The sequence below is a fragment of the Bradyrhizobium sp. LTSP885 genome (assembly GCF_000938305.1).
GTDB lineage: Bacteria > Pseudomonadota > Alphaproteobacteria > Rhizobiales > Xanthobacteraceae > Bradyrhizobium.
On record NZ_JYMT01000005.1, the window covers coordinates 4,012 to 30,376 of the forward strand.

The 26,365-nt window shown below is 65.0% G+C and carries 20 protein-coding genes; 13 read left to right on the forward strand and 7 right to left on the reverse strand.

Annotated features, from left to right (window positions below):
* Positions 1–112: 112 nt before the first annotated feature.
* The 4 genes from ahcY (at position 113) to UP09_RS36745 (ending at position 8,029) form a co-directional block, all read left to right on the forward strand.
* Positions 113–1,540: an adenosylhomocysteinase gene (ahcY, locus tag UP09_RS04705; protein ID WP_044536898.1), complete on the forward strand. Its 1,428-nt coding sequence runs from the start codon at positions 113–115 to the stop codon at positions 1,538–1,540.
* Positions 1,541–1,771: 231 nt separating this feature from the next.
* Positions 1,772–1,924 (forward strand): hypothetical protein, encoded by a 153-nt coding sequence (locus UP09_RS38040; RefSeq protein WP_197082603.1) that lies wholly within the window; start codon positions 1,772–1,774, stop codon positions 1,922–1,924.
* Between the two features lie 969 nt (positions 1,925–2,893).
* Complete coding sequence (locus UP09_RS04710) at positions 2,894–4,597, forward strand: NAD-dependent malic enzyme (RefSeq protein ID WP_044536899.1); 1,704 nt, start codon at positions 2,894–2,896, stop codon at positions 4,595–4,597.
* 156 nt (positions 4,598–4,753) lie between these two features.
* Positions 4,754–8,029, forward strand: a complete 3,276-nt coding sequence (locus UP09_RS36745) for an autotransporter family protein (protein ID WP_052832957.1) — start codon at positions 4,754–4,756, stop codon at positions 8,027–8,029.
* A 7-nt stretch (positions 8,030–8,036) separates the two neighbouring features.
* Here the strand turns inward: UP09_RS36745 and UP09_RS04720 are convergent, their stop codons facing one another.
* Positions 8,037–8,309 (reverse strand): hypothetical protein, encoded by a 273-nt coding sequence (locus UP09_RS04720; protein ID WP_245301752.1) that lies wholly within the window; start codon positions 8,307–8,309, stop codon positions 8,037–8,039.
* A gap of 202 nt (positions 8,310–8,511) precedes the next feature.
* Between UP09_RS04720 and UP09_RS04725 the strand changes: the two genes are divergently transcribed.
* A complete protein-coding gene (locus tag UP09_RS04725) occupies positions 8,512–8,721 on the forward strand; it encodes a hypothetical protein (protein WP_044536900.1) in 210 nt (69 codons plus the stop codon).
* A 105-nt stretch (positions 8,722–8,826) separates the two neighbouring features.
* On the opposite strand, the gene UP09_RS04730 is transcribed toward UP09_RS04725, so the two are convergent.
* The 3 genes from UP09_RS04730 to galE form a co-directional block, all read right to left on the reverse strand.
* A complete protein-coding gene (locus UP09_RS04730; RefSeq protein WP_044536901.1) occupies positions 8,827–9,528 on the reverse strand; it encodes a fumarylacetoacetate hydrolase family protein in 702 nt (233 codons plus the stop codon).
* 37 nt (positions 9,529–9,565) lie between these two features.
* The gene (locus UP09_RS04735) at positions 9,566–11,377 is read right to left on the reverse strand and encodes an ABC transporter ATP-binding protein (RefSeq protein ID WP_044536902.1); all 1,812 of its coding nucleotides are present in this window, start codon (positions 11,375–11,377) and stop codon (positions 9,566–9,568) included.
* A 96-nt stretch (positions 11,378–11,473) separates the two neighbouring features.
* On the reverse strand, positions 11,474–12,487 hold the full coding sequence (gene galE, locus UP09_RS04740) for a UDP-glucose 4-epimerase GalE (RefSeq protein ID WP_044536903.1): 1,014 nt from the start codon (positions 12,485–12,487) through the stop codon (positions 11,474–11,476).
* An 86-nt stretch (positions 12,488–12,573) separates the two neighbouring features.
* Between galE and UP09_RS04745 the strand changes: the two genes are divergently transcribed.
* A complete protein-coding gene (locus tag UP09_RS04745; protein ID WP_082069969.1) occupies positions 12,574–13,665 on the forward strand; it encodes a glycosyltransferase family 4 protein in 1,092 nt (363 codons plus the stop codon).
* On the opposite strand, the gene waaF is transcribed toward UP09_RS04745, so the two are convergent.
* Positions 13,647–14,711, reverse strand: coding sequence for a lipopolysaccharide heptosyltransferase II (gene waaF, locus UP09_RS04750; protein ID WP_044536905.1), 1,065 nt, complete (start codon positions 14,709–14,711; stop codon positions 13,647–13,649). The two genes, UP09_RS04745 and waaF, sit on opposite strands and share 19 nt — an antisense overlap.
* A 136-nt stretch (positions 14,712–14,847) precedes the next feature.
* Here waaF and rfaD point away from each other — a divergent pair, with 136 nt between their 5' ends.
* From rfaD to UP09_RS04780, 6 genes are all read left to right on the forward strand, one after another.
* On the forward strand, positions 14,848–15,828 hold the full coding sequence (rfaD, locus tag UP09_RS04755; protein ID WP_044536906.1) for an ADP-glyceromanno-heptose 6-epimerase: 981 nt from the start codon (positions 14,848–14,850) through the stop codon (positions 15,826–15,828).
* 7 nt (positions 15,829–15,835) lie between these two features.
* Positions 15,836–17,308, forward strand: a complete 1,473-nt coding sequence (rfaE1, locus tag UP09_RS04760) for a D-glycero-beta-D-manno-heptose-7-phosphate kinase (RefSeq protein WP_044536908.1) — start codon at positions 15,836–15,838, stop codon at positions 17,306–17,308.
* A gap of 8 nt (positions 17,309–17,316) precedes the next feature.
* Entirely contained in the window at positions 17,317–18,597 is a 1,281-nt protein-coding gene (locus UP09_RS04765) for an O-antigen ligase family protein (protein WP_044536909.1), read from the forward strand.
* 103 nt (positions 18,598–18,700) lie between these two features.
* On the forward strand, positions 18,701–20,614 hold the full coding sequence (locus tag UP09_RS04770) for a polysaccharide biosynthesis protein (RefSeq protein ID WP_044536910.1): 1,914 nt from the start codon (positions 18,701–18,703) through the stop codon (positions 20,612–20,614).
* 37 nt (positions 20,615–20,651) lie between these two features.
* A complete protein-coding gene (locus UP09_RS04775) occupies positions 20,652–21,866 on the forward strand; it encodes a glycosyltransferase family 4 protein (protein ID WP_044536911.1) in 1,215 nt (404 codons plus the stop codon).
* Complete coding sequence (locus UP09_RS04780) at positions 21,863–22,804, forward strand: NAD-dependent epimerase/dehydratase family protein (RefSeq protein WP_044536912.1); 942 nt, start codon at positions 21,863–21,865, stop codon at positions 22,802–22,804. The genes UP09_RS04775 and UP09_RS04780 overlap by 4 nt, the downstream gene beginning before the upstream one ends.
* Positions 22,805–22,823: 19 nt before the next feature.
* Here the strand turns inward: UP09_RS04780 and UP09_RS04785 are convergent, their stop codons facing one another.
* A complete protein-coding gene (locus tag UP09_RS04785) occupies positions 22,824–23,840 on the reverse strand; it encodes an MraY family glycosyltransferase (RefSeq protein ID WP_044536913.1) in 1,017 nt (338 codons plus the stop codon).
* Between the two features lie 13 nt (positions 23,841–23,853).
* Positions 23,854–24,831: a lysylphosphatidylglycerol synthase transmembrane domain-containing protein gene (locus tag UP09_RS04790; RefSeq protein WP_044536914.1), complete on the reverse strand. Its 978-nt coding sequence runs from the start codon at positions 24,829–24,831 to the stop codon at positions 23,854–23,856.
* A gap of 275 nt (positions 24,832–25,106) precedes the next feature.
* On the opposite strand from UP09_RS04790, the gene UP09_RS04795 reads away from it, so the two are divergent.
* A partial coding sequence (locus UP09_RS04795) for a mannose-1-phosphate guanylyltransferase/mannose-6-phosphate isomerase (protein WP_044536917.1) occupies positions 25,107–26,365 on the forward strand: 1,259 nt, incomplete at its 3' end.

Here is a 26,365-nt window from a genome sequence, read left to right on the forward strand (position 1 = left end):
CCCTCACCCCAACCCTCTCCCCGTAAGGACGGGGAGAGGGAGAAAATCGTGCCGCAAAGCGTTCCGCTTGCTTTGTTGCTGACACGTTGGATTCATCGATTAGGAAACAGACATGAACGCCCCCACGAAGCCCGGCTTCACCGACTACATCGTCAAGGACATTGCGCTCGCCGATTTCGGCCGCAAGGAAATCTCGCTGGCTGAGACCGAGATGCCGGGCCTGATGGCCACCCGCGAGGAGTATGGCCCGAAGCAGTCGCTCAAGGGCGCGCGCATCGCGGGCTCGCTGCACATGACGATCCAGACCGCGGTCCTGATCGAGACGCTGGCAGCCCTCGGCGCCGACATCCGCTGGGTCTCCTGCAACATCTATTCGACCCAGGACCACGCGGCCGCCGCGATCGCCGCCGCCGGCATCCCGGTGTTCGCGGTGAAGGGCGAGACGCTCGCCGAATATTGGGACTACACCGCAAAACTGTTCGACTGGCATGGCGGCGGTCACCCGAACATGATTCTCGACGACGGTGGCGATGCCACCATGTACGTCCATCTCGGTCTGCGCGCCGAGAACGGCGACACCCAGTTCCTGGACAAGCCGGGTTCGGAAGAAGAGGAGGTCTTCTTCGCGCTTTTGAAGAAGCAGCTCAAGGAAAAGCCGAAGGGCTACTTCGCCGAGATCGCCAAGAGCATCAAGGGCGTTTCCGAAGAGACCACCACGGGCGTGCATCGTCTCTATGACATGCAGAAGGCCGGAACGCTGCTGTGGCCGGCTATCAACGTCAACGACAGCGTCACCAAGTCGAAATTCGACAATCTCTATGGCTGCCGTGAATCGCTGGTCGACGGCATCCGCCGCGGCACCGACGTGATGATGTCGGGCAAGCTCGCGATGGTCGCGGGCTTCGGCGACGTCGGCAAAGGCTCGGCCGCCTCGCTGCGCCAGGCCGGCTGCCGTGTCATGGTCTCCGAGGTCGATCCGATCTGCGCCTTGCAGGCGATGATGGAAGGCTATGAGGTCGTGACCATGGAAGAGGCGGCGCCCCGCGCCGACATCTTCGTCACCGCCACCGGCAACAAGGACATCATCACCATCGAGCACATGCGCGCGATGAAGGACCGCGCCATCGTCTGCAACATCGGCCACTTCGACAACGAGATCCAGATCTCGGCGCTGCGTAATCTGAAGTGGAACAACATCAAGCCGCAGGTCGACGAGATCGAATTCCCCGACAAGCATCGCATCATCATGCTGTCGGAAGGCCGTCTGGTGAACCTCGGCAACGCGATGGGCCATCCGTCCTTCGTGATGTCGGCGTCGTTCACCAACCAGACGCTGGCGCAGATCGAGCTCTGGGCCAACAACAAGGACGGCAAGTACAAGAAGGAAGTCTACGTGCTGCCGAAATCGCTCGACGAGAAGGTCGCCCGGCTGCATCTCGCCAAGCTCGGCGCCAAGCTGACCGAACTGCGCAAGGACCAGGCCGACTATATCGGCGTCAAGCAGGAAGGCCCGTACAAGTCGGATCACTACCGCTACTGATCTGTAGTCATCGCGATCGATCAAGTGAGAAGCCCCGGCATCGTCCGGGGCTTTTTGCTGCGGCGGCCGGTCCTGCCGGTGCGTCGATCGAGCCAATGCGTTGTTTCGCGTATACGCATCGGGGGGTGAATCGGCGATCCTTGAGGGGATCTTGGGGCGAAGGGTTAACGCCGGATTAACCGGCGGCGTATAGGCTTCCGGGTTCGAGGCTGCAGCGGAGGACTTGGTCCCATGGAAGCCCAGAGGATTGCGGTCGACGCCGTTGTTGCGCTGACCGATTGCGACCGTGACGCCGTTATCGCCTTCATCCGCAAGCTCTATCTCGCCGGCGTGCGCGACCCCAAGCGCCTGACCTTCAAGGGCCTGCAGGCGCTGCGGGCGTGATTGCTCGTTGACGCCAGGCATTGAAGCTGCCGTCCCATTGACGGTGTCATCACCTGCGAATGCAGGTCATCCAGTATTCCAGAGACGCCAGTGATTGAGTCGATGCGCCGCGGCGTACTGGGTCGCCCGGTCCATGTGCGCAATTGCGCACAGGCCGGGCGATGACATCTGTGGATGGGGACGCAGCTTCCCGTTCTCGCGGCATGAGCGGCATGATTTGCCCGAGTTTTGCTCTTCGTTTCGCCCTCCTCAAATAGAGGGCGCAGGGAAAGCCGGGTGCCGATTGCACCCATGGGCCCCGTGCAACAAAAAGCACCGGGGTAGGACCACGGGTATAACCGGAAACAACCCGGCTTTCCCTGCGCGATGGGTTACGGCTTATACGTGCTCTCCCCGGCGAAGACCGGGCTTGTTTGTCACCGTCATCCGCAAGATGCGTTAGCCTCTCGCGAACTTTTGCCTGCCACTGGGGCGTCGGGACCACGCGATTTCACCGTCCGCCTCTGACACGCTCGTCAGTCGTGACATCGGCGTCCACCGCATCCCACCGCGCGTTCGTGACGTGCGCTCGCCCCTCAATCGGGTGGGACGGGAGATTCACACACTGAGTTGCACTTCGGATAAAGAGAAATATTTTTGTCGAGAGGCCTTGCGCCGTCGGGCAACTCAGTGCCAAGGGGCGCAAAATTATACAAGATTGAGCTCGCGCCCTGCTGATACGCTTCAAGGTGTTCGGCAAGTTTCTACGAGGTCCATCCCGCCAGTCGCGAGTTCAAGGAGTGGAAATCGCAACGTGTGCGACAAGCGGAAAACCCAGTTACCTCGCTGTCACGCTGAGTTTACCGAGACCGTGCAACAGTCGACTTGGCTGCTGGCGGCTTGTAAGAATTTGCGGAGCACAGCGCATCCGATCCCTTGCGCCGAGGCGATAGGATTCCGCACGGCATTCTGCACTGAAAGGAAATCGTCATGTCCGACACGCCAGGAGCTTTCGCGACAACCGCGTTGAGCGGATATGAGTTGCTGGCCGATCCGCAGTTCAACAAGGGCACGGCGTTCTCCGAGGCCGAGCGCGATGCGTTCGACCTGCACGGGCTGCTGCCGCCCAACGTCGCGACGCTCGACGAGCAGGTCTCACGCCGCCTGCAGGCGCTGCGCGGCTATGAGACCGATATCGAACGATATGCCGTCCTGCGCGAGCTGCAGGATACCAACGAGACGCTGTTCTACGCTCTCCTCGTCGGAAACCTAGAAGAGCTGCTGCCGATCGTCTACACGCCGACCGTCGGTGCCGGCTGCCAGCAGTTCAGCCGCCTGTTTCGAAAACCGCGCGGGCTGTTCCTCAGTATCCCGCACAAGGCCCGGATCGATCGCATTCTGGCGCAGCCGCGTTTCGACAAGGTCGAGGCGATCGTGGTGACCGACGGCGAGCGGATTCTTGGGCTCGGCGACCAGGGTGCCGGCGGCATGGGCATCCCGATCGGCAAGCTCTCGCTCTATACCGGCTGCGGCGGCCTGCATCCCGCGACGACACTGCCGATCCTGCTCGATGTCGGCACCGACAATCCCGACTGCCTGGCCGATCCGCTCTATATCGGCTGGCGCAACGAGCGCGTCCGCGGCCAGGCATATGACGACTTCATCGAGGCCTTTGTCTCGGCGGTGGTGAAGCGCTGGCCGCGCGTCCTGCTGCAATGGGAGGATTTCGCAAAGAACAACGCGACGCGGATGCTCGAGCGTTATCGCGACCGGCTCCTGACCTTCAATGACGACGTCCAGGGCACCGCGGCGGTGGCGACCGGCGCCTTGCTTTCCGCCATCAATGTCACGGGCGTGCCGCTCACCGAGCAGCGCGTAGCCGTGCTCGGCGCAGGCTCGGCTGGCTGCGGCATCGCCGGCCTGATCCGCGCCGCCATGCGCGATGCCGGGCTGTCGGAGAGCGAGGCGGCGACACGCTTCTTTATGGTCGACCGTGACGGGCTCCTGGTCGAGGGAATGACCGGGTTGGCTCCGTTCCAGGTCCCCTTCCTCCAGAACAAGCAGGCGCTCGCCGACTGGAAGCTTGGTCATCCCGACAAGATCGGGCTGCTCGACGTCGTGCGCAATGCCCGGCCGACGGTGCTGATCGGCGTGTCCGGCCAAGCCGGCGCGTTTTCTGAGCCGATCGTCCGCGCGATGGCCGAGTGCAACAAACGGCCAGTGATCTTTCCGCTGTCGAATCCGACCTCGCGCGAGGAGGCGACGCCCGCGGACATCGAGGCCTGGACCGAGGGACGGGCGCTGATCGGCGTCGGCAGCCCGTTCCCGCCGATCGTGCGCGACGGCGTCAGGTTCAAGGTCGACCAGACCAACAACTCCTACATCTTCCCGGGCGTCGGTCTCGGCGCGCTGGCGGTCGGCGCCGGCCGCATCAGCGACGGGATGTTCATGGCCGCGGCGAAGGCGCTCGCGAGTTCCTCGCCGGCGCGCAACAACCCGAAGCACAATCTGCTGCCTCCGGTCAGCGCGCTGCGCGAGGTCGCGCTGACCGTTGCGCTTGCGGTGGCGCTCCAGGCGCACAAGGAAAGGCTCGTCAGCGATGTTCCGATCGACCAGATCGAGCAGCGTATCCTCGCCAGGATGTGGACACCCCGCTACGTCCCCTATCGCCGCACGGCGGCAGCACCCGCTTGATCGAAGCGGCGGCCAGAATTGCAGCGCGCGTGAGACGCTCGGCACATCGGACCTGCGAACGGCATGGTAAGGCTCTCGTTGCCTGGACGATGCTCCTCGGTTCGCCGGATCGGACGGACATGCGCCGGGCGGTTGTGTTGCCGGCTGAGGAAAGTGATGAAACGCGTTTGTATCGTTGCGTATGCGGCGCTCGGGGTGAGCGTCGGCCTGTCCTCGACATTTGCATTGGCGCAGTCGGTGGAGATTCCGCTCAATTATGCGGTCAATACCGGCCACAATTTTGGCGGCAAGCTCTCCAACCCCGTTCTCATTCTGACGATCAATGTCGGCGTCAACGGAGGGGTGGCGCAACCCTACGCCTTCGATACGGGCTCCGCGGTCTTCCTGGCCCCAAGCAGTGTTTTCGCCGGCACGACGTCACCCGTCCTGGCGTCAGGCAACATCGATACTTACGGGGGCACCAACACGTTCGCCGGCAACGTCTATCAGGTGACGGCTCAGTCGCTTCAATTCTACGCCACGCCGGGAGCGACGTCCGGCGGAATCTCGCTGGGCACGTCGGGCAATTACAACGTCGCCTCGTACGCGACGCTCAATGGCAAGACCTCGGTCGCGCAGCCGTTCGGGACCGCAGCGGTCGGTGCTTTCGGTGCCGACGCGCAGGCCTTCACCCTGTCGGGCACGAATGTCGGTCTCGGCAGCGTCTTCGGGCAAGCCGTCGTGGCAAACACCACGGCGGGCTATGTCGTCTCGGCGAACGGCCAGAGTCTGGCTGCGCTGAATTCGCTGCTGGGGACCAGCATTCCCGGTGGTCCGGCGACAACAGCGCAGCAATCTGTCCAGAGCGTTCCGCAATCCGTGACGAGCTGCAACCCTTGCGTCACGCTGGGTCTCACGCCGGCGCTGCTCGCGCAGTTCCTGCCGATGAACACCGTCAATGCGGCTCCGAGCAGCGCGACGACGCCGTTTCCGAATTCGAATGTGCCTGGTATCGACAAATTCGTGCCGTTCAATTTTACCCTGAGTTCCGGCTCGAGCGGCGCCAGCGAGCAGTTCACGCGATCGGTCTCGCTGGATTCGGGATGGACCGACTTCAAGCTGCAATTTGCCGGCAGCCTGTCGAATTTCCCAAATCCCCAGCTGACGATCTCCGCGCAAGCCGGCGGCACCCAGCAGACGTTCAATATCGCCTCCGCCACCGGCCTGCCGTCTCCCTTCAATCTCGCAAACTCGACGCCTTCAGAGAATTACCTGGGCATCGGCTTCTTCGAGGCGAATTCGGTGTTGTTCGATCTGGCCGGCCAGCAGGTCGGATACTCCCCGAACTTTGTCACCGCCGCGAACATTTCCACGACGCAGACGCTCGCGATCGACTCCAGCTCGGTGCCGCTCGGCCTGGCCGGCGTGATCTCGGGTTCCGGTGGCGTGTCGGTGGAAGCCGGAGGCTCGGCGACGCTGAGCGGGACCAACACCTACACAGGGCCAACGTCGATTTCAGGTGCGGGCTCCTATCTTGCGCTGGTCGGTCCCGGCACTATCGCCACGTCGAGCGGGGTCACGGTGTCGGCGGGCGGATTGTTCGATGTTTCGAACGCGAATGCGATGGCCACGATCAAGTCGCTGTCGGGCGATGCCAATGGATTTGTCTGGCTCGGCTCCAACGCCCTGGCGCTGTCGGCCGCAAGCGGTCAGTTCGGCGGCACGATCGCCGGCAGCGGCGGGTTCGCGCTGATGTCAGAGAGCGAGACGCTCTCCGGCACGAACGCCTATACGGGGATGACGTTAGTCAGCGGCGGGACCCTGACCGTCAACGGCTCGATTGCGAATTCCGCGCTGACAGTCGTTGGGCCCGGCGCCGCGCTGACCGGCACCGGCACGGTCGGTTCGTTGGCGGTGATGAGCGGAGGCACATTCGCACCGGCATGGGGCGTGCCGGGCGGCGCGATGACCGTCGCCGGCGATCTGTCGCTGGCGCCTGGCGCTGGTTACGGCGTGCAGTTGACCTCTGGAGGCTCCACGCACGCCGACATCAGCGGCAATGCGTTCCTTGCCGGCATCGTCGAGGCGGCGTTCGCGCCGGGGGCGTCTGCCTCGAAGTCGTACGACATCCTGCATGCGGCTGGTCTCAGCGGCACCACGTTCGACGGAGTGGCGGCGCTGCCGAACTTTGCCGCGAGCCTGAGCTACAGCAGCACCGACGTGGTCCTGAATCTGACGGCGCAGCTTGGCCGGTCGACGACCCTCAATGCCAATCAGCAAAACGTGGCCGCCGCGATCGATGGTACCTTCAACAACGGCGGAACGCTGCCGCCGGCTTTCGTGACGCTGTTCGGCCTCACCGGCAGCAACCTCGGCAGCGCGCTGAGCCAGGCCTCGGGTGAATTGGGCGCGGGCTCGCAGCAGACCACCTTCAATGCCATGGGCCAGTTCTTGGGGGTGATGACCGATCCCTTCACGAACCGGACCGGCTCCGCCGATCCGACACCTGATACGACCGGTTATGCCGATGAAGCGCTGGGTTACGCGGCCGGCAAGCGCGATGCCTATGCGATGTTCACCAAGGCGCCGCCGGCTGCCTTCGTGCAGCGCTGGAGCGTGTGGGCGTCAGGCTTCGGCGGTTCGCAGTCCACCGACGGCAATGCGGCGGTGGGATCGAACAGCACCACGAGCAGCATTTCAGGCACCGCCGTCGGCGCCGACTATCTGTTCTCGCCCAACACCATTGCCGGCTTTGCGCTCGCGGGCGGCGGCACCAATTTCAGCGTCAACGGGATGGGCTCGGGTCGATCCGACCTGTTCCAGGCCGGCGCCTATGTTCGCCACACCGAGGGCGCGGCCTATATCTCGGCAGCGCTGGCCAATGGTTGGCAGGACATCACCACCAACCGCACCGTCACGATTGCCGGCATCGACCAGCTCCGTGCCGAGTTCAACGCGAACGCGTATTCCGGCCGCGTCGAGGGCGGCTATCGCTTCGTTGTTCCGACATTCGGCGGCCTCGGCATCACGCCCTACGCCGCGGGCCAGTTCACGACGTTCGATCTGCCTGGCTATGCCGAGCAGGCGGTGGTCGGCTCACCGGCCTTCGCGCTCGCCTATGGTGCGAAGAGCGTGACCGATGCCCGCAGCGAACTGGGCATCCGCACCGACAAGTCCTTTGCCGTGGCGAACGGCGTGCTCACCCTGCGCAGCCGCTTCGCCTGGGCGCATGATTACGACCCGGACCGGTCGATCGCGGCGACCTTCCAGGCGCTGCCCGGTGCGAGCTTCGTGCTCAACGGCGCAGCGCAGGCCGCCGACTCTGCGCTGACCACGGCATCGATCGAGATGAAGTGGGTGAACGGCTGGTCGGCCGGGGCCACCTTCGAAGGCGAGTTCTCCAACGTCACCTCATCCTACGCCGGCAAGGGGGTTGTGAGATACGCCTGGTAGGAATTCCTCAGCAACCTCGGCAAATGCCTCTGATCTTTCGATCGATGTTCGCGTCCTCCTGATCGATGATCTGCTGAGACGCGGATACCGATGCGGGAAGATCGGCGGCATGCGGCTGGCGATGGCCGACCGGTGCCGACCACGGCCGGGTCGTCATTTCGTTTGATGCATATGCGCTCGGCGCCTGGATCGTCGTTTGTGCGAGGATCGCGGCTGCCAATGCCGCCGAGCGAATTGCAACCAGGCCAAATCGTCCAAGATTCCGTTCGAGATTGATCATCGAAGCCTCCGTGAAGGTTTCACGGCGCATGAGTGCGCCTCTGATGGACCTATTCGCGTGAGAGCTTTGATATTCCCGGATTGTGCGTCGACAAGCCGCTCGCGCTTTGGTGATCGCAGATGATGAAATAATTCCGGGCATTCACCGCACTTGGTTTCAGGAGCCGGGCTTGCCTGGCTTCAACCAACGTGTGGAGAGAACCATGACCAAATTCATCTTCGTGGCGGCTGCCCTGGTCGCGGCTGCCGCATACACCACCGAGGCCTCTGCCGCCCGCAAGGTCGCGTCGCGGGCCACCCAGGCCACGACAACGGCCAAGACCGACGTCGATTGTGTGCGCGCTCCGAACGTCGGATCGTACGCCACCGCGCCATATACGATGCCGCCCTGCATGCCCGGGACGATGCGCTGACGAGGCCGCTGGAGTGTCGGCGAGCCGGATCAGCGACGGACGAACTCCATAACAAAAAGCCCCGGACGCGATGTCCGGGGCTTGGTCTCATCCGTGTTGATCAGCCTATTCCGGCTTGCCGATCGACACCTTCAGCGTGCCGACGCCGTCGACGCCGCATTCCAGCTTGTCGCCGGGCTGCAACTGCGACACGCCGGCCGGCGTGCCCGTCATGATGATGTCGCCGGCGGCGAGCTTCACCTGCTGGGAGAGCTGCCAGATGATCTCAGGTACGTTCCAGATCAGCTCGGTCAAGTCGCCCTTCTGGGCTTCCTTGCCGTTGACCGTGAGCCAGATCTTGCCCGCGGTCGGATGACCGATCTTCGAGGCCGGCTGGACCGCGGAGCAGGGCGCGGAATAATCGAACGACTTGCCGACTTCCCACGGACGCTCCTTCTTGCGCGAGGCGATCTGCAGGTCGCGGCGGGTCAGGTCGATGCCGACCGCATAGCCGTAGACATGTTCGAGCGCCTTGTCGGCAGGGATGTTCAGGCCGCCGCTCTTTAGCGCGACGACGAGCTCGACCTCGTGATGCAGGTCCTTGGTCAGTGGCGGGTAGGGAATGGTGGTGCCGTCTGCGACCAGCATGTCGGCATGCTTGGCGAAGAAGAACGGCGGCGCGCGCTCGTCATTGCCCATCTCGCGGATATGCTCGAGATAGTTGCGGCCGACGCACCAGATGCGGCGCACCGGATAGACGCCGGACTCGCCGACGACGGGGAGCGAGGGCTGGGGCGGGAGCGGGATGACGGTGGAGGCGGCGTTCATGAGAGGGTCTCGCTGCTCGTGAGGTGATGAACTGGATTTAACCGGTCGCGCTGATCGGCGCCAGCGCCGGCGGCGACACGTCATGGTGATGCTGCAGGCGGAAGAACGAGGCGTAGCGGCCGCCGCGACGCAGCAGCTCCTCGTGCCGGCCACGCTCGACGATCTCGCCGCCCTCGACCACCAGGATCGCGTCGGCATGCATGATGGTGTGCAGGCGGTGCGCGATCACGATCGTGGTGCGGTTCTGGCAGAGATGCTCGATCGCTTCCTGCACCTGCTTCTCGGATTCGGAATCGAGCGCGGCGGTGGCCTCGTCGAGCAGGATGACCGGGGCGTTCTTGATCAGCGCGCGGGCGACTGCGATGCGCTGGCGCTGCCCGCCGGAGAGCTGGGTGCCGTGCTCGCCGACCGGCGTGTCGTAGCCGAGCGGAAAGCTCGTGATGAAGTCGTGGGCGCAGGCGGCCTTCGCCGCATCGACGATCTGCTCGTCGGTCGCGCCTTCCGTGCCGAAAGCGATGTTGTTGCGGATGCTGTCGCGGAACAGATAGACGTCCTGGCCGACATAGGCGGTCTGCCGGCGCAGCGATTTGCGCGACACCGCCGAGATCGACTGCCCGTCGATCAGGATCTCGCCCTGGGTCGCCTCGTAGAAGCGGAGCAACAGGGCCAGCACCGTCGACTTGCCGCCGCCGGAGGGGCCGACCAGCGCGGTGACCTTGCCGGGCTCGGCCATGAAGCTCATGCGGTTCAGCACCGGCTCACTGGGCCGATAGGCGAAGCTGACGTCGCGCAGCTCGATCCGCGCGTCGGTCAGTTTCAGCGCCGGCTTGTCGTTATCGGCGTGTTCGGTTGCCGGGCTGTCGACGACCTCGAGCAGCATCCGCGCGCCGACCAGCTGGCTGTTGAGGTCGATGTTGAGCCGGGACAGCCGCTTGGCCGGTTCGGTCGCCAGCAGGAAGGCGGTCATGAAGGAAAAGAACTGGCCCGGCGTCGCACCGAGCGCGACCACGCTGTAGCCGCCATAGAGCAGGCAGCCGGCCACCGCGAAGCCGCCGAGGGTCTCCATCAGCGGATTAGCGCGGTTGGCAACGCGGGCCATCTTGTTGGCATTCTGCTCGACGGCGGCGATATTCTCGTCGATGCGCCGCTGCATGGTCTCTTCCAGCGTGAACGCCTTGACGGTGCGGATGCCCTGCAGCGATTCCTGCATCGTCTCCATGATGTCGGCGGTGCCGGTGAACTGATTGTAGGCGAGCCCCTTGATCCGCTTTACCAGCTTGCGCAGCATCAGCATCGCCGGCGGCACCACCACGAGGCCGATCAGCGACAGGATCGGATCCTGAAACACCATCACGCCGACCAGGCTGATCAGCATCATCAAGTCGCGCCCGACCGCGTTGACCAGCATGCTCAGCACATCGGTGATCGATTTGGCGCCGGCAGTCATCCGCGCCAGGAATTCGGAGGAGTGACGCGCCGAGAAGAAGCCGATGCTCTCGCTCATCAGCTTGGCAAACAGCTGCCGCTGGTTGTTGGCGAGGATGGCGTTGGAGATCTTGTTGAGGATCACGGTGTGGCCGTAGGTCGCCACGCCCTTGATGAACAGCAACAGGACGGTGACGCCCGACAGCACCGCGATGCCGACGACGTTCTTGTCGATATAGGCCTGGTTGATCACCTGGCCGAGGATATAGGCCGAGCCCGCGGTCGCGCCCGCCGCGATCCCCATCAGCACAAACGCGACGAGATAGCGGCGCCAGAAGGCGACCCCCTGTTCCATGACCAGGCGGCGAATCAGGACCGCCGCGCCATAAGGATCGTCGGTAATTTTCTTAGGAGATTGAGCCATCCGCGTTCCATTGACGGCAAGCGCTGCTTGCCGTCAAGTTCGGAGACTCCTTGCCCGCTTGGCGGGGCTTTTTCAAGCCCAATAACGGCTTGATTTTTAGGCCGATTCTGCCTGCTGCGGGAGGCCGCCGCGCTCCCGGAACAGCTTCTCCTCCCAGGCCAGCGCGTGGCTCGCGATGGTCTCGAGATCGTCATAGCGCGGCGTCCAGTCCAGAGCCGAACGCAGCCGGCCGGTGTCGGCGACCATGGCCGTGATGTCGCCGGGCCGGCGCGCGGCGTAGGCGACCGCGAAATTGCGCATCGAGACCCGGCGCACCGCCTCGATCGTCTCCAGCACCGAATAGCCGCGCCCATAGCCGCAGTTCAATGTTATCGACTGGCCGCCGGCGCGCAAATACGACAGTGCCGAACGATGCGCCTCGGCGAGATCGCTGACATGGATGAAGTCCCTGACACAGCTGCCGTCCGGCGTCGGATAATCGGTGCCGAACACGTCGACCTTGGCGCGCTGGCCGGTCGCCGCCTCGACCGCGATCTTCAGCAGATGCGTGGCGCCGAGGGTGGCGAGCCCGACGCGTCCTTTCGGATCGGCGCCGGCGACGTTGAAATAGCGCAGCACGACATAGCTCATGCCATGCGCGGAGGCGACATCATGCAGCATGATCTCGGTCATCAGCTTCGATGAGCCGTAGGGCGACAGCGGCCGCGTCGGCGCGATCTCGGGCACCGGCACCTGGTCCGGGTTGCCATAAACCGCTGCGGTCGAGGAGAAGATGAAGCGGCTGACGCCGCCCTTCACCGCCGCGTTGAGCAAGCTGCGCGTCGTCATGGTGTTGTTGCGGTAATAGCCGAGCGGATCGCGCATCGAGTCCGGGACCACGACGGAGCCCGCAAAATGGATGATGCTCTCGATTCCGTGCTGGGCGATCACGCCCTCGACCAGGTTCTCGTCGCCGGCATCACCGATGAACAGCGGCACGCCCTCGGGCAGGAAGGCGGAGAAGCCTGTGGACAGATTGTCGATCACGACGACGCTCTCGCCGGCATCGACCAGCGCATGAACCATGTGACTTCCGATATAGCCGGCGCCGCCGGTCACAAGCACGGTCATGGATGCAACTCTCCCGATCTCGTTTGGCGGTAATGCTAGCGGGAGCGCGGTGAAGAGTGGGTTTCGTCGCGGCCGAACTGGCCACTATGCTTAATGTTGCGTATAGGAACTGGCACGAAACGGAGATCTGCGTGCCGATCGAGAACACATCTGCCGGTGAGTTGCAGCTGATCGTGCCGAATCTGCACAGACGCTATTCGGGCGTCACCGCGACCAACCGCATGGTCGCGCCGAAGCTCGCAAGGATGTTCCGTGCCGCCTGGCTCGGCTCGCATCGGCCCGACGGCATCGCCGCGCTCGGACCAACCGGTCTGATGCGGCTATGGCGCCGCGCGCGGCCTGTGATCTGGCACGCGCGGCGCAACGACGAGATGATCGCAGGGCTCATGCTGCGCGCCCTCGGCTGGCCGCTGAAATTGCTGTTCACCTCGGCGGCGCAGCGCCATCACACCTGGCTGACGCGCTGGCTGATCGGCAAGATGGACGCGGTTATCGCGACCAGCCCGCTATCGGCCTCCTATCTGAAGCGCGAGGCCACGGTGGTGATGCATGGCGTCGACACTATCAGCTACGCGCCGCCGGCCGATCGTGCCGCGACCTTTGCCGAGAGCGGATTGCCGGGGCGCTATGCGATCGGATGTTTCGGCCGAGTGCGCGCGCAGAAGGGCAGCGACGTGTTCGTCGATGCGATGTGCCGATTGCTGCCGCGCTATCCCGATTTCACCGCTGTCATCGTCGGTGCCGTGGTGCCGGAGCAGCAGGCGTTTGCCAATGACCTGAAACGGCGCATCGAGGCCGCAGGGCTGCAATCACGCATCATCATCACCGGCGAGCTGCCGATCGAGGACGTCGTGCGCTGGTACCAGCGGCTGACGATCTATGCCTTCACGTCGCGCAACGAAGGCTTTGGCCTGACCTTGATTGAGGCGATGTCGGCCGGCGCGGCGCTGGTGGCGTCGCGCGCGGGTGCGGCCGAATTCGTCGTCAATGACGGCGTCACCGGCGTGCTGACGCCGCCCGGCGACGTCGATGCGCTGGTGGCGGCGCTGGAGCCGTTGATGCGCGATCCGACTTCTGCGGCCGCGATCGGCGCGCGGGCGCGAGCGCGCGTTGTGGACAAGTTCAGCCTCGATGCGGAAGCGAACGCAATCGCCGCGGTCTATCGCACGCTGATCTGAGCCAGCACCCGCTGCGCAATGTCGACGACCTCTTCGGCGGCAATGTCGCGCATGCAGCGGTGGTCGTTCATCGTGCAAATTGTGCGTTGGCAGGGCTGGCACGACAGCTTGGACTTGGTCTGCCGCACCGTCGCGGCGAGGCCGTTGAGCGGGGCCCAGAGATAGGGGTCGGTCGGGCCGAAGATGCCCATGGTCGGCGTGCCGATCGCCGCCGCGATGTGCATCAGCCCGGAATCGTTGGTGACGGCGACACTCGCCGCCGCCATCGCCAGCACGCCGTTGCGCAGATCGGTGCCGGTGAGGTCGCGGACGCGCGTGCCGCCTGTGGCTGTGATCTCCTGGGCGAGCGCCTTTTCGCCGGGGCCGCCGACCACCCAGACGTCGAAACCGCGTTCGGCGAACAGGTGCGCGGCTTCCGGATAATAGGTCCAGCGCTTCGAGACGCCGACCGATCCCGGCCCGAGCGCGATCGCCGGACCCGTGCCGAGGCCGTTGGCCTGGCGCCAGCTGATGACCTCGTCGGCGGAGACCCGGAGCTGCGGCACCGGCCATTCCGGCGGGAGCTTGGCGCCAACGGGCAGCGCCAGCGCGGCATTCTTGTCGATGAAGCGCGGCAGGGCCTTCTCGCCCCAGCGCATCCTGTTGATAAGTCCGAACCGCGCTTCGCCGAAGAAACCCACCCGTTCCGGGATGCCGGCCAGCGCAGGCGCGATGGCGGCCTTCCAGGTGCGCGGCAGCACCAGGGCGGTTCCGTAGCCGCGGGAGCGCAGCTGCGCCGCCAGCGTCCGTTGCCGGGCCACCGCAAGCCGGCCGCGCGGCAGGTCCCAGACGATGCCGGAGCGGACACCCGGCATGTAATCGACCAGGGGCGCACATTGCGAGGTCACCAGCAGGTCAACAGGTCGGTTTGGCCAGCGCTGGTTCAACACCCGGACCACGGTGTGGCCGCGAACGAAATCGCCGATCCACATATAGGGGACGACCAGGATCGGGCGGCCATCCGCCGCATCCTCGGTCTCGATCCCTAATATTGAATCTTCATTCATATCTAAAAGCGCGCCGGATGGGGTCAATTGCGGCCACGTCGGTATCTGGTCCGCGTCGGGAGGTAAAGCGCCGTTGCCTGTGGCGCGGGAGTGGGGCAAAGCTGGCGGCCACAGTGGGTTTGGGCAGGATTTCGGTATGTTTCTGGTAACCGGGGGTGCCGGTTTTATCGGATCGAACGTCGTGGCCGCGTTGAACGACGCCGGCCACAGCGACGTCGCGGTCTGCGATATCCTTGGGCACGACGGCAAATGGCGGAACCTGGCCAAGCGCCAGCTCGCCGATTTTGTGCCTCCGGCGGAACTCATGGAGTGGCTGCGAGGCCGCCGGCTGGACGCCATCATCCACCTCGGTGCGATCTCGTCGACAACAGCGACCGACGGCGATCTCGTCATGGAGGCCAATTTCAAGACCCCGCTGCGGCTGCTCGACTGGTGCACGGCCAACACCACGCCGTTGATCTACGCCTCGTCGGCGGCGACCTATGGCGACGGCGAGCAGGGGTTTGCCGACGATGGGTCGGTCGCGGCGCTGAAGCGGCTGCGGCCGATGAACCTCTACGGCTGGAGCAAGAATCTGTTCGATCTCGCCGTCGCGGAGCGCGCGGCAAAGGGCGAACGACTGCCGCCGCAATGGGCCGGATTGAAGTTCTTCAACGTGTTCGGCCCCAATGAATATCACAAGGGCACGATGATGAGTGTGCTGGCGCGCCGCTTCGACGACATCAAACAAGGCCGCGCCGTGCAATTGTTCAAGTCGCATCGCGACGGGATTGCCGACGGCGACCAGCGCCGCGACTTCATCTATGTCGACGACGTCGTGCGGGTGATGATGTGGCTGCTCGCGGCGCCGCAGGTCTCGGGGCTGTTCAATGTCGGAACCGGCAAGGCGCGCAGCTTCAAGGACCTGATCGTCGCGACCTACGGTGCGCTCGGCATGCCGCCGAATATCCAGTATGTCGACATGCCCGAGCAGATTCGCGGCAGTTACCAATATTTCACCCAGAGCGAGGTCGATCGTCTCGCCCGCGCAGGATACAACGGCGGCTTCACTGCGCTGGAAGACGCGGTCGACGCCTATGTGAAGGGTTTCCTCAACCGCACCGATTGCTATCGCTGAGACACCGATGTTCGATTTTGAAGCCCTCTCGCATGCGATCTCCGGCCAGACCGTGCTCTGCGTCGGCGACCTCATGCTCGACGAGTTCGTCTACGGCGACGTGTCGCGGATCTCGCCGGAAGCGCCGGCGCCGGTGATCGCGGTCCGGCGCAGCGAGACCAATATCGGCGGCGCCGGCAACGTCGCGCGCAACATCGCTTCGCTTGGCGGGCGCTGCATCTTCGTCGGCCTGATCGGCGAGGATGCCGCCGGCGCGACGTTGACCGCGGCGCTGGCCAACGAGGCCGGCATCGAGAGCGTGCTGGTGCGTGATCCCGCCCGCCCCACCACGCGCAAGGTGCGTTTCGTTTCCGAGCATTTCTCCACCCACATGCTGCGCTCCGATTGGGAGCTTGCCGCTCCGGCAGCGCCTGACATCGAGCAGCAGCTGATCGATGCGATCCTGCCGCAGCTTGCGCGCGCCGACATCGTGCTGCTGTCCGACTACGCCAAGGGCGTGCTGACCGCGCGGGTGATCCGCAACGTGATCGATGCCGCGCGCAAGGCCGGCAAGCGCGTGATCGTCGACCCGAAGAGCGCCAATCTCGCGATCTACCGCGGCGCCACCGTGCTGACGCCGAATCGCAAGGAGTTTGCCGAGGCGACCCGCAGCCGCGCCGATAGCCATGAGAGCATCGCGCTGGCCGCGCCGGACGCGATGGTCCTCGCGGATTGCGAGGCGATGCTGGTGACGCAGGGCGAGCACGGCATGACGCTGGTGACGCGTGCGGGCGAGGCGGTTCATGTTCCGGCGCTGCCGGTCAAGGTGCGTGACGTCTCGGGCGCCGGCGACACCGTGGCTGCGATGCTGGCGCTGGCGTTGGCCGGTGGTGCCGACTGGGAAAGCGCGTTGCGGATGGCAAGCGCCGCGGCCGCGGTCGCGGTCGGCAAGACCGGCACCGCAATTGTGACGCCGGATGAACTGCGGCGAAAGATTCTGCCGCATGCCTCGCTCGCCGCCGAAGACAAGATCGTCGCGGCCGGCGGCGACATCGACGCGCATCTGGCGGATTGGCGGGCGCAGGATCTGCGCATTGGCTTCACCAATGGCTGCTTCGATATCCTGCATCCCGGTCACGTCAAGGTGCTGACGGCGGCACGCCGCGCCTGCGACCGCCTCGTCGTCGGCCTCAACAGCGACGCCTCGGTGAAGCGGCTGAAAGGCGAGGGGCGTCCGGTGCAGGACGAACGCGCCCGCGCCGAGGTGCTGGCAGCGCTCGAAGCCGTCGATCTGGTCGCGATCTTCGAGGAGGACACCCCGATCGATCTGATCACCCAGGTGCGGCCGAGCGTGCTGGTCAAGGGCGGCGACTACACCCGCGAGCAGGTCGTCGGATATGAGATCGTCGAAGCTGACGGCGGCGAGGTCGTGCTGGTCGACATCCTGCCCGGCCACAGCACGACGTTGCTGGTCGATCGCGCCCGCGGAGGCAAGGCGTGAGCGCGAGCATGACCACCTCGGCGGCAGCCCCGGCGTTGCCGGCCTGGCGCAATCCGGCGTGCTGGCAGACGAGTGCCGACGTGGTCGCAGTCCTGCTCGCGCTGTCGCTGCCTTGGTCGACCTCGCTGGTCGGCATCTTTGGCGTGGTGCTGCTGATCGCGGTGGCGCCGACGCTCGACCTGAAGGCGTATTGGGCGTTGCTGAAGCAGCCGGTCTGCGTGGCGCCGATCGCGCTGTTCATGCTGGCACTCGCCGGCACGCTGTGGTCGGACGCCGCCTGGGGTGCCAGATTGTACGCGGTCGGGCCGACGGCGAAGCTGCTGGTGCTGCCGGTCCTGTTTTATCACTTTCAGCGTTCGACGCGCGGGATGTGGGTGTTCGCGGCCTTCCTGGTCTCCTGTACGCTGCTGATGCTGATGTCCTGGCTGGTGTTGCTGAATCCCGGGCTCGTGCTGAAACATCCGGAGGCCGCCGAGCGCGGCATCTTCGTCAAGAACTACATCGATCAGAGCCAGGAATTCGCGCTGTGCGCGGTCGCTCTCGCCTATCCGATCGGCACGCTGCTGCGGCAAAGACGGATTGCGCTGTCCGCACTGCTGATCGCGATTGCGCTGGGCTTGTTCGCCAACATGGCCTTCGTGATAGTGTCGCGGACAGCGCTGGTCACCGTCCCGATCATGTTCGCGGCGGTCGCGCTGTTCCATCTGCGCTGGCGCAGCATCGTGCTGATCCTGTGCGCAACGGCCGCGCTCGTCGTCGTGGCCTGGTATTCTTCGCCGCAACTGCGATGGACCGTCGAGACGTTCACCCGCGACTATGAGATCTACAAGGAGCGCAACGCTCCGACCTCGATCGGGCTCCGGCTCGAGTTCTGGCGAAAGTCGCTCGGCTTCTTTGCTGAGGCGCCGGTGGTCGGCCACGGCACCGGAGCGACGCGTGGCCTGTTCGAGCGCGCCGCGACGCCCGTCAAGAACCTCGCCTCGAGCGAGGTGATCGGCAATCCGCACAATCAGACGCTGAACGTCGCGGTGCAGTGGGGTATTGTCGGCGTCGCCGTGCTGTACGCGATGTGGATCCTGCATCTCCTGCTGTTCCGCGGCGACGGGCTCGTCAACTGGATCGGGCTGCTCGTCGTGGTGCAGAACATCTTCACCTCGCTGTTTAACTCGCACATCTTCGATTTCCACGAAGGCTGGATGTACGTGTTGGGCGTCGGGGTCGCCGGCGGCATGATGCTGAAAGCGCGATCGGCGGAGGCCGGGGAACCTGAACGCCCAATCTGCCCATGATCGCTGGCATGCGCACCGCAGATACGCTATCAGCCTTGCCAGCCTTACCTGCCTTGCAATGTCTCGTCGCGAAACCCCCAGTTGCGGATAACCCTCTCGTCACATGATGCGCCTGCCACACTTCACTCAGCGCAACGTCCTGATACTGACCCATGACGCATTCGCGACGGCGGCTGCGTTACTGGGGAGCTTTTATCTGCGCTTCGAGGGTAACCTGCTCACCGAGCGGCTGCCGCTGCTGCTGCAACTCCTGCCCTGGTTCGTCCTGTTCAGCGTGGTGGTCTGCTATCTCTTCAACCTGACGACGGCGAAATGGCGCTTCACGTCGCTGCCGGATGCGCTGAACATCCTGCGGGTCGCGGCGCTGCTGACGCTGGCGCTCGTGGTGCTGGATTACGTCTTCATCTTCACCGGAATGAATTCGCACGGCTTTGTCTTCCTCGGCCGCATCACGATCGTCCTGTTCTTCTTCCTCGAAGTGTTCGCCTTGAGCGCGTTGCGGCTGGGTTACCGTTATTTCCGCTATTCGCGGACGCGCCATCACGCCCGCACCGACGACGCCGCGCCCGCGCTGCTCGTCGGACGCACCGCCGACGCGGAGGTCGTGCTGCGCGGCATCGAGAACGGCGCCATCAAGCGGCTCTGGCCGGTCGGCATATTGTCGCCATCGCAGTCCGACCGCGGCCAGAAGATCCGCAATATCCCCGTGCTCGGCGGGGTCGACGACATCGAGACCGTGATTCGCGACTTCGAAACCCGCCAGCGGCCGATCAAGCGCGTGGTCATGACACCGTCGGCGTTCGAGCCGGAGGCCCATCCGGACAGCGTGCTGATGCGCGCCAAGCGGCTTGGCGTGATGGTCAGCCGCCTGCCGTCGCTGGAGGGCGGCGATGCGCCGCGGCTGACCAATGTCGCGGTCGAGGACCTGCTGCTGCGCCCGAGCGAGAAGATCGACTACGCGCGGCTCGAGACGCTGGTGAAGGGCAAGTCCGTCATCGTGACCGGCGGCGGCGGCTCGATCGGCGCGGAAATCTGCGACCGGGTTGCGACCTTCGGCGCGGCCCGCCTGCTGGTGATCGAGAATTCGGAGCCGGCGCTCTATGCGGTCACCGAAGCTCTCGCAGCCCGCGACACCGGCGCTGACGTCGAGGGCCGGATTGCCGACATCAGGGACCGCGAGCGCATCACGCGGCTGATGAGCGAGTTCAAGCCGGACATCGTGTTCCATGCCGCCGCGCTCAAGCATGTGCCGATCCTGGAGCGCGACTGGAGCGAAGGCGTCAAGACCAACATCTTCGGCTCGGTCAACGTCGCCGATGCCGCGCTCGCCTCCGGCGCCACCGCCATGGTGATGATCTCGACCGACAAGGCGATCGAACCGGTGTCGATGCTCGGCCTGACCAAGCGCTTCGCCGAAATGTATTGCCAGGCGCTCGACCACGACCTGATGGCGCAGGCGGCCGGCAAGCCGCATATGCGCCTGATCTCGGTGCGGTTCGGCAACGTGCTGGCGTCCAACGGCTCGGTGGTGCCGAAGTTCAAGGCCCAGATCGAGGCTGGCGGCCCGATCACGGTCACGCATCCGGACATGGTCCGCTACTTCATGACGATCCGCGAAGCCTGCGACCTGGTGATCACGGCGGCGACGCACGCGATGACGCCGGCGCGGCCCGACGTCTCGGTCTACGTGCTCAACATGGGACAGCCGGTCAAGATCGTCGATCTCGCCGAGCGGATGATCCGCCTGTCGGGCCTGCAGCCCGGCGTCGATATCGAGGTCGTGTTCAGCGGCATGCGCCCAGGCGAGCGGCTGAACGAGATCCTGTTCGCGAGCCAGGAGCCGACGATCGAGATCGGTGTCGCCGGTATCATGGCGGCCAAACCGAATCAGCCGCCAATGTCGACGCTGCGCAAATGGCTGGCAGCGCTGGAGGAGGCAATCGCCAGGGATGACCGTGTGACCATCCGCGCCGTCCTGCAGGATGCCGTGCCTGAATTCGGATCGAACGCGGCCTGATCGAGCCGGTATGACGAGACCGTTTCGAAAGCCATTGATGCGCAAACCCCACAAAGTCGTCGTCGTCAGCCAGCATTATCCGCCGGATCACTCGACGACCGCCGCGATCATGGCGGCGATCGCCGAGCGGATCGCGCAGGACGCCGACGTTGTGGTCGTCTCCGGCATGCCGGGCTCCGCGCGAGCGCCCGCGCCGGGGCAGCCGACCGTCGTCGAGATCAGGAACTGGCTGCCGGGCAAGGCGGCGCTGATCAAACGTGCCTTGGCCGAGACCCTGTTCACCGGCCGGATCTTCCTTGCGCTGTTGACGCGGCTGCAGCGCGGCGACGTGGCGCTGACGGTGACCGCGCCGTTCGCGCTTCCTTACGCGGTGGCGACTGCCGCGCGGCTGAAGCGGGCGAAGTCGGCGCTGATCCTGCATGATTTGTTTCCCGACGTACTTGTGATGTCCGGGCTGCTGCGGCCGTCTTCCCTCGTCGCGCGGGCGATGCGCGGGATCAATGCGCTGATGTTCCACGCGCTGAACGCCGTCATCGTGATCGGACGCGACACCGAGAAGCTGTTGCTGCGCTATGGTGGAATGACGCCCGACAAGATCAGGTTCATTCCGAACTGGACCACGCTGACGCCCGCGATCCGTCCCGTGAGCCCGGACAACCCGTTTCGCAAGGCGATCGTGGCCCGCTTCGTGGTCGGGCTATCAGGCAATCTCGGCTTCACCCACGATCCGGACATCGTGTTCGAGGCGGCGCGGCTGTTGCGGGGCGAGAGCGAAATCCATTTCCTGCTCTCGGGCTGGGGCATCGGCTTCGAGCGGTTGAAGGATATGCAAGCCGCTGCGAGCCTTGCCAATGTCACGCTGGTCGATCGCGTTGCGGATGGGGAACTGGACGCGTTACTCTCCAGCGCCGACGTCTGGCTTATTCCCTATCGCAAGGACGTTGCCGGCGTGTCGGTTCCGAGCCGGTTCTACAATCTGCTCGCCGCGGGCCGACCCGTGATTCTCGTTTCTGAACCCGAGGCCGAGGCAGCGCTGACCGTGAAGGAAAACAGACTTGGCTGGGTCGTGACCCCAGGCCGATCCGATCAACTCGCTGATGCCGTCAGGCAGGCGTCGCAGGCCCAGGATCCCGCGATGGCCGAGCGCGCGGTTGCGGCAGCGCAGACCTTCAGCCCTGAACGGGCCTTGGGCAGCTACGCTGCGCTGGTTCGGGAATTGCTGTGCAATCGCGATGCGGAGCAGGCGGCATGAAGGACGGCCAACCGACGGTCCTGGTGACGGGCGCCAACGGCTTTGTCGGTCGCCATTTGGTGCCCATGCTTACCCGCAGCGGCTGGGCGGTGCGGCGCGCCGTGCGGACCCCCGCTCGGGATGCCAACGACGTGGTGATCGACGCACTCGGGCCGACGACCGACTGGCGCGACGCGCTCGCCGGCGTGGACGCCGTGGTTCATCTCGCCGCGCGCGTTCATCACCAGAACGAAGAGCATGCGATCGAGCTCTACCGCAACGTCAATATCGAGGGCACGCTGCACCTGGCACGCAGCGCGATCGCGGCCGGCGTAAAGGACTTCATCTTCGTCAGCACGATCCTGGTGCACGGGCGCAGCAATAGCGGGCGTCCACCGTTTCGCGAGGACGATGTTCTGACGCCCCGTGGCCTCTACGGAATGTCGAAGGCGGCCGCGGAAACCGGCTTGAAGGAGTTGGTGCCGGATAGCGGCATGAGGGCGACCGTCATCCGGCCGCCCCTGATCTACGGCGCCGGGGCAAAGGGGAACTTCGCGCTGCTCGAAAAGGCAGTGAGGCGCGGTGTCCCGCTTCCTCTTGCCAATGTGGACAACCGCCGCGCATTCCTCTCGGCGCAGAACCTGGCCTCGTTCGTCCTCTACCGTTTGGCGCACCCGGCAGGGGCATTCGATGTGTTTCTGGTCGCCGACAGCGAGCAGGTCTCGACGGGGGAGTTCATCGAGCGCCTCGCCCGCGCGGCACGGACGTCACCGCGCCTGTTCTGGTTGCCGACACCGCTGCTGAGCACATTGCTGAAGGCCAGCGGTCGCAAGGAAGCCAATGACAGCCTGCTCGGGTCGCTCGAGCTCGATCTCTCGAAGGCCGCCGGCATCGGATGGCGGCCGGCGATCAGCCTCGATGAAGGGTTGAGGCTCGCGCTGAATCAGGCAACATCCTGATCCGATCTGTCGTCTCGGATCACGGCGTTTGCCGGCGCGAGAACCTGTGCAGCAGCACAGCGACCGCAAGCGCGCCGGCCAGCAGCAGGACGACATCAGCTGCAAGGGAGTTCAGGACGACCGAGGCGATCGCGAGCAGCGCCAGCGCAACATTGAGTGCGAAGACCTCGCTGACGACGCGCCACACCGTAAATCCGTTGTCGGTCGCGCGCTGATAGAAGTGCGAACGATGCGCGGCCCAGAATGGCTCGCGTCTCGCCATGCGGCGAAGCAGCGTCGCCGTCGCGTCGGTGAGATAATACAGCGGCAGCAGCAGCGCAGCGGCAAATTGCTGATGCAGCGCGAGCTCCAGCAGGCACCAGCCGAGCAAGAGGCCGATCGGCAAGCTGCCGACGTCGCCCAGGAAGATCTTTGCGACCGGCCGGTTGAACGGCGAGAAGCCGAGCAACGCGCCGCACAGCGCGGCTGCGATGATCGTCGTCGCTGCCGGGACCTGGCCGAAGATGCCGAGCAGGGCGACCGCAACTGTAACAGGCACGGCCTCGGCTACCGTCATCAGGTCCAGCCCGTCCATGAAGTTGACGAGATTGACGAACCAGAGGCCGGCGACCAGCAGAAGAGCGCGCTCGAGCCACAGCGGGCAGGCGGGAACGATCCGGAGATCGCCTGACGCCGCGAACACCACGGCTGCGACGGCCAAGGCCTGCAGCAGCAGCCGCGGAACGACCGGCAACGACCGGATGTCATCGGCGAAACCGACCACGGCGATGAACAGGCAGGCCGCGAACACCGCTAACGGAATCGACAGGTCCGGCGAGCCTGCGAGCGTGATGACGATCCCGCCGGCGAGCAGCGTTGCCGCCGTCACCGCGATGCCGGCGCCCTGCGGCGTCGGTATCTGGTGCGAGGACCGCGCGTTCGGCTTCGCCAGCGCCACGCGAAGCAGCAGCGGCCGCGTCGCCTGGATCACGACGGCCGAGACCGATGCGGCCAGAACAGCTGCTATGAACGACAGGAGGATTTCAAAACTGGTCATTCTGGTCGACGGCCTATTCCGAACCTGACACTTCTCCAGGCACTGCGATCGGCTCGGTGCCCTTGGCGGCCTTTTCCGGGCTCAGGATCCAGACCAGGCCGCCGAAGACGCCGACCACGAACGACACCGCGCCGAACAGCAGCGAGACGTTGACGCCTTCATTGGCGATCAATCCGGCATATCCGAAGGCCAGACCCATGGTGGCTTCGCGCACCCCCCAGCCCGCGATCGAGATCGGCATCATCGTGATCAGCATCACCGGCGGCAGGAGCTGGAAGATCTCGCCGAACGTCACCGGCGCCGTGATCGACTGCACCACGCACCAGCCGATCACGACCGCCACCACGTGAATCAACAGGGACAGCACCGCCACCTTCAGCCCGCGGTCTCGGCTGAACAGCACCCGGTTTGCGATCACGGCACAGGCGTGCACATGATGCGTCGCCCACCAGCTCTTCAGCCAGGGCCACGGCAATACGCCGATCAGCAGGAAACCGAACCCGGCCGCGAGCGCGGCGACATCCAGCAGCAGCAATGCCGACCTGCCATTGGGATCGGAAATCAACCGGTAGCTCCACGGCAGGGTTGCCGCGATGAGGACGGCAAGCGCGATAAGTCCGATCGCGCGATCGACGAAGATCGAGTAGGTCGCCGCGCGCCAGCCTGCGCCGCCACGCGCGACGAGCCACAGCCGCACCGCGTCGCCGCCAATCGAGGATGGCAGCGTCTGGTTGAAAAAGGTGCCGATCACGTTGAAGCGCATCGCCTGCCCGGTCTGCAGCGGCGCGCCGCATTCGACGCTGATCTCCCGCCAGCGCAGCACGCCGAGAAAGATCTGCAGGAAGGTGATCGCGATCGCCAGCGCGAGCCAGCCCAGGCTGCCGACCTGGATTCGCGCGGCGAGGTCATACAGATTGATCTTGCGCAGCGACAAATAGAGCAACGCGGCCGAGATCAGTATCTTGACGATAGAAAGCAGGATCCCGCGCATTTCGCCCGCGCTTGCCAGGTTGCAGAATGTGTCAAAAACAGCGCAAAACGGCTTCGCGCGCCCAAATTCGCCGCCTTGGTATGGTTTCCGCACCGATCTGGCAATAGCCGTACGGTCGGCACTTGCGACCGGCTTGACGGGGCGGTTAAAGAGACCGGAACGGGGACAGCCAACCGCATACCGGGGTTATAATGCCGGTAAAATCCGGCTGGACGCGTGGATTCGCGTGATACTGCTCCGTGTCGGCCGCGGACACGACAGGACTTGAGGCATCGATGGATCGACGAATAATCCCCCTTATCATGTGCGGCGGCGCCGGCACGCGGCTGTGGCCGGCCTCGCGCGAGGTGCACCCGAAGCAGTTCCTGTCGCTGTTCGGGACGCGCTCGACCTTCCAGGAGACGCTGCTGCGGGTTTCGGACGCGGCGGTGTTCGAGCGCCCGATCGTGATCACCAACGAGGCCTACCGCTTCATGGTGCTGGAGCAACTGGCCGAGATCGGCCGCGAGGCCGATGTGCTCCTGGAGCCGATGCGGCGCGATTCAGGTCCCGCGATCGCGGCCGGTGCGGCGTTCGCGCAAAGCCGCGACCAGGATGCGATCGTGCTGGCGCTCGCCGCCGATCATCTGGTGCGCGACACCGATGCTTTCGTGGCCGCCTGCCGCGCAGGACTGGTGGCCGCGGAAGCGGGCCGCATCGTGACCTTCGGCGTCAAGCCGGAGCGGCCTGCCACCGAATATGGCTATATCAATCCGGGCGAGGTTGTCGCCGGTGAGGTGCGCGCGGTCGCAAAATTCGTCGAGAAGCCGGATGCGGCGACCGCGGCCAGTTATATCGATGCCGGCTATCTCTGGAACAGCGGCAACTTCATGTTCCGCGCCGCCATGCTGCTTGACGAATACCGCAACGTCGATGCGGATAGCATTGCCTCGGTCGAAGAGTCGGTTGCGAAGGCCGGGCACGACCTCGGCTTCGTCAAGCTCGATGCGGCGGCCTTTGCCGCGGCGAAAGCGATCTCGATCGATTATGCCGTGATGGAGAAGACGGCGCATGCGGCAGTGGTGCCGGTGGCGTGCGGCTGGTCGGACATCGGCTCATGGCGCCAGGTCTGGGAACTCTCGGACAAGGACAGCCAGGGCAATGCGGCGCGCGGTGCCGCGGTGTTCGAGGATTCCCGCAACTGCAACGTGACGACCGACCGCGCGCTGGTGGCGCTCGAAGGCGTCGACGACCTCGTCGTGGTGGCGACCCAGGACGCCGTGCTGGTGTCGCGGCAGCAGGACGCCAATGGACTGAAGCGGCTGGTCGCCAAACTGAAGGTGACGGCGCCAGAAGTCACCGAGAGCCACGTCAAGGTGCATCGTCCCTGGGGCTCCTACCAGTCGGTCGACAATGGCGACCGCCACCAGGTCAAGCGCATCATCGTCAAGCCAGGCGGACGGCTGTCGCTGCAGAAGCATCACCACCGCTCCGAGCACTGGATCGTGGTGCGCGGCACCGCGCAGGTGACCGTCAACGAGCTGGTCAAGACCGT

Excerpts from the sequence above, each read along its gene's own strand:
- UP09_RS04790 (WP_044536914.1), bottom strand. The coding sequence starts at position 24,831 with ATGCGCGGGATCCTGCTTTCTATCGTCAAGATACTGATCTCGGCCGCG.
- UP09_RS04780 (WP_044536912.1), top strand. The coding sequence starts at position 21,863 with ATGAAGGACGGCCAACCGACGGTCCTGGTGACGGGCGCCAACGGCTTT.
- galE (WP_044536903.1), bottom strand. The coding sequence starts at position 12,487 with ATGACCGTGCTTGTGACCGGCGGCGCCGGCTATATCGGAAGTCACATG.
- UP09_RS04745 (WP_082069969.1), top strand. The coding sequence starts at position 12,574 with ATGCTTAATGTTGCGTATAGGAACTGGCACGAAACGGAGATCTGCGTG.
- UP09_RS04735 (WP_044536902.1), bottom strand. The coding sequence starts at position 11,377 with ATGGCTCAATCTCCTAAGAAAATTACCGACGATCCTTATGGCGCGGCG.
- ahcY (WP_044536898.1), top strand. The coding sequence starts at position 113 with ATGAACGCCCCCACGAAGCCCGGCTTCACCGACTACATCGTCAAGGAC.
- UP09_RS04770 (WP_044536910.1), top strand. The coding sequence starts at position 18,701 with ATGATGCGCCTGCCACACTTCACTCAGCGCAACGTCCTGATACTGACC.
- UP09_RS36745 (WP_052832957.1), top strand. The coding sequence starts at position 4,754 with ATGAAACGCGTTTGTATCGTTGCGTATGCGGCGCTCGGGGTGAGCGTC.
- UP09_RS04725 (WP_044536900.1), top strand. The coding sequence starts at position 8,512 with ATGACCAAATTCATCTTCGTGGCGGCTGCCCTGGTCGCGGCTGCCGCA.
- rfaE1 (WP_044536908.1), top strand. The coding sequence starts at position 15,836 with ATGTTCGATTTTGAAGCCCTCTCGCATGCGATCTCCGGCCAGACCGTG.
- UP09_RS04775 (WP_044536911.1), top strand. The coding sequence starts at position 20,652 with ATGCGCAAACCCCACAAAGTCGTCGTCGTCAGCCAGCATTATCCGCCG.
- UP09_RS04720 (WP_245301752.1), bottom strand. The coding sequence starts at position 8,309 with ATGATCAATCTCGAACGGAATCTTGGACGATTTGGCCTGGTTGCAATT.
- UP09_RS04785 (WP_044536913.1), bottom strand. The coding sequence starts at position 23,840 with ATGACCAGTTTTGAAATCCTCCTGTCGTTCATAGCAGCTGTTCTGGCC.
- UP09_RS38040 (WP_197082603.1), top strand. The coding sequence starts at position 1,772 with ATGGAAGCCCAGAGGATTGCGGTCGACGCCGTTGTTGCGCTGACCGAT.
- rfaD (WP_044536906.1), top strand. The coding sequence starts at position 14,848 with ATGTTTCTGGTAACCGGGGGTGCCGGTTTTATCGGATCGAACGTCGTG.
- waaF (WP_044536905.1), bottom strand. The coding sequence starts at position 14,711 with ATGAATGAAGATTCAATATTAGGGATCGAGACCGAGGATGCGGCGGAT.
- UP09_RS04765 (WP_044536909.1), top strand. The coding sequence starts at position 17,317 with ATGACCACCTCGGCGGCAGCCCCGGCGTTGCCGGCCTGGCGCAATCCG.
- UP09_RS04710 (WP_044536899.1), top strand. The coding sequence starts at position 2,894 with ATGTCCGACACGCCAGGAGCTTTCGCGACAACCGCGTTGAGCGGATAT.
- UP09_RS04730 (WP_044536901.1), bottom strand. The coding sequence starts at position 9,528 with ATGAACGCCGCCTCCACCGTCATCCCGCTCCCGCCCCAGCCCTCGCTC.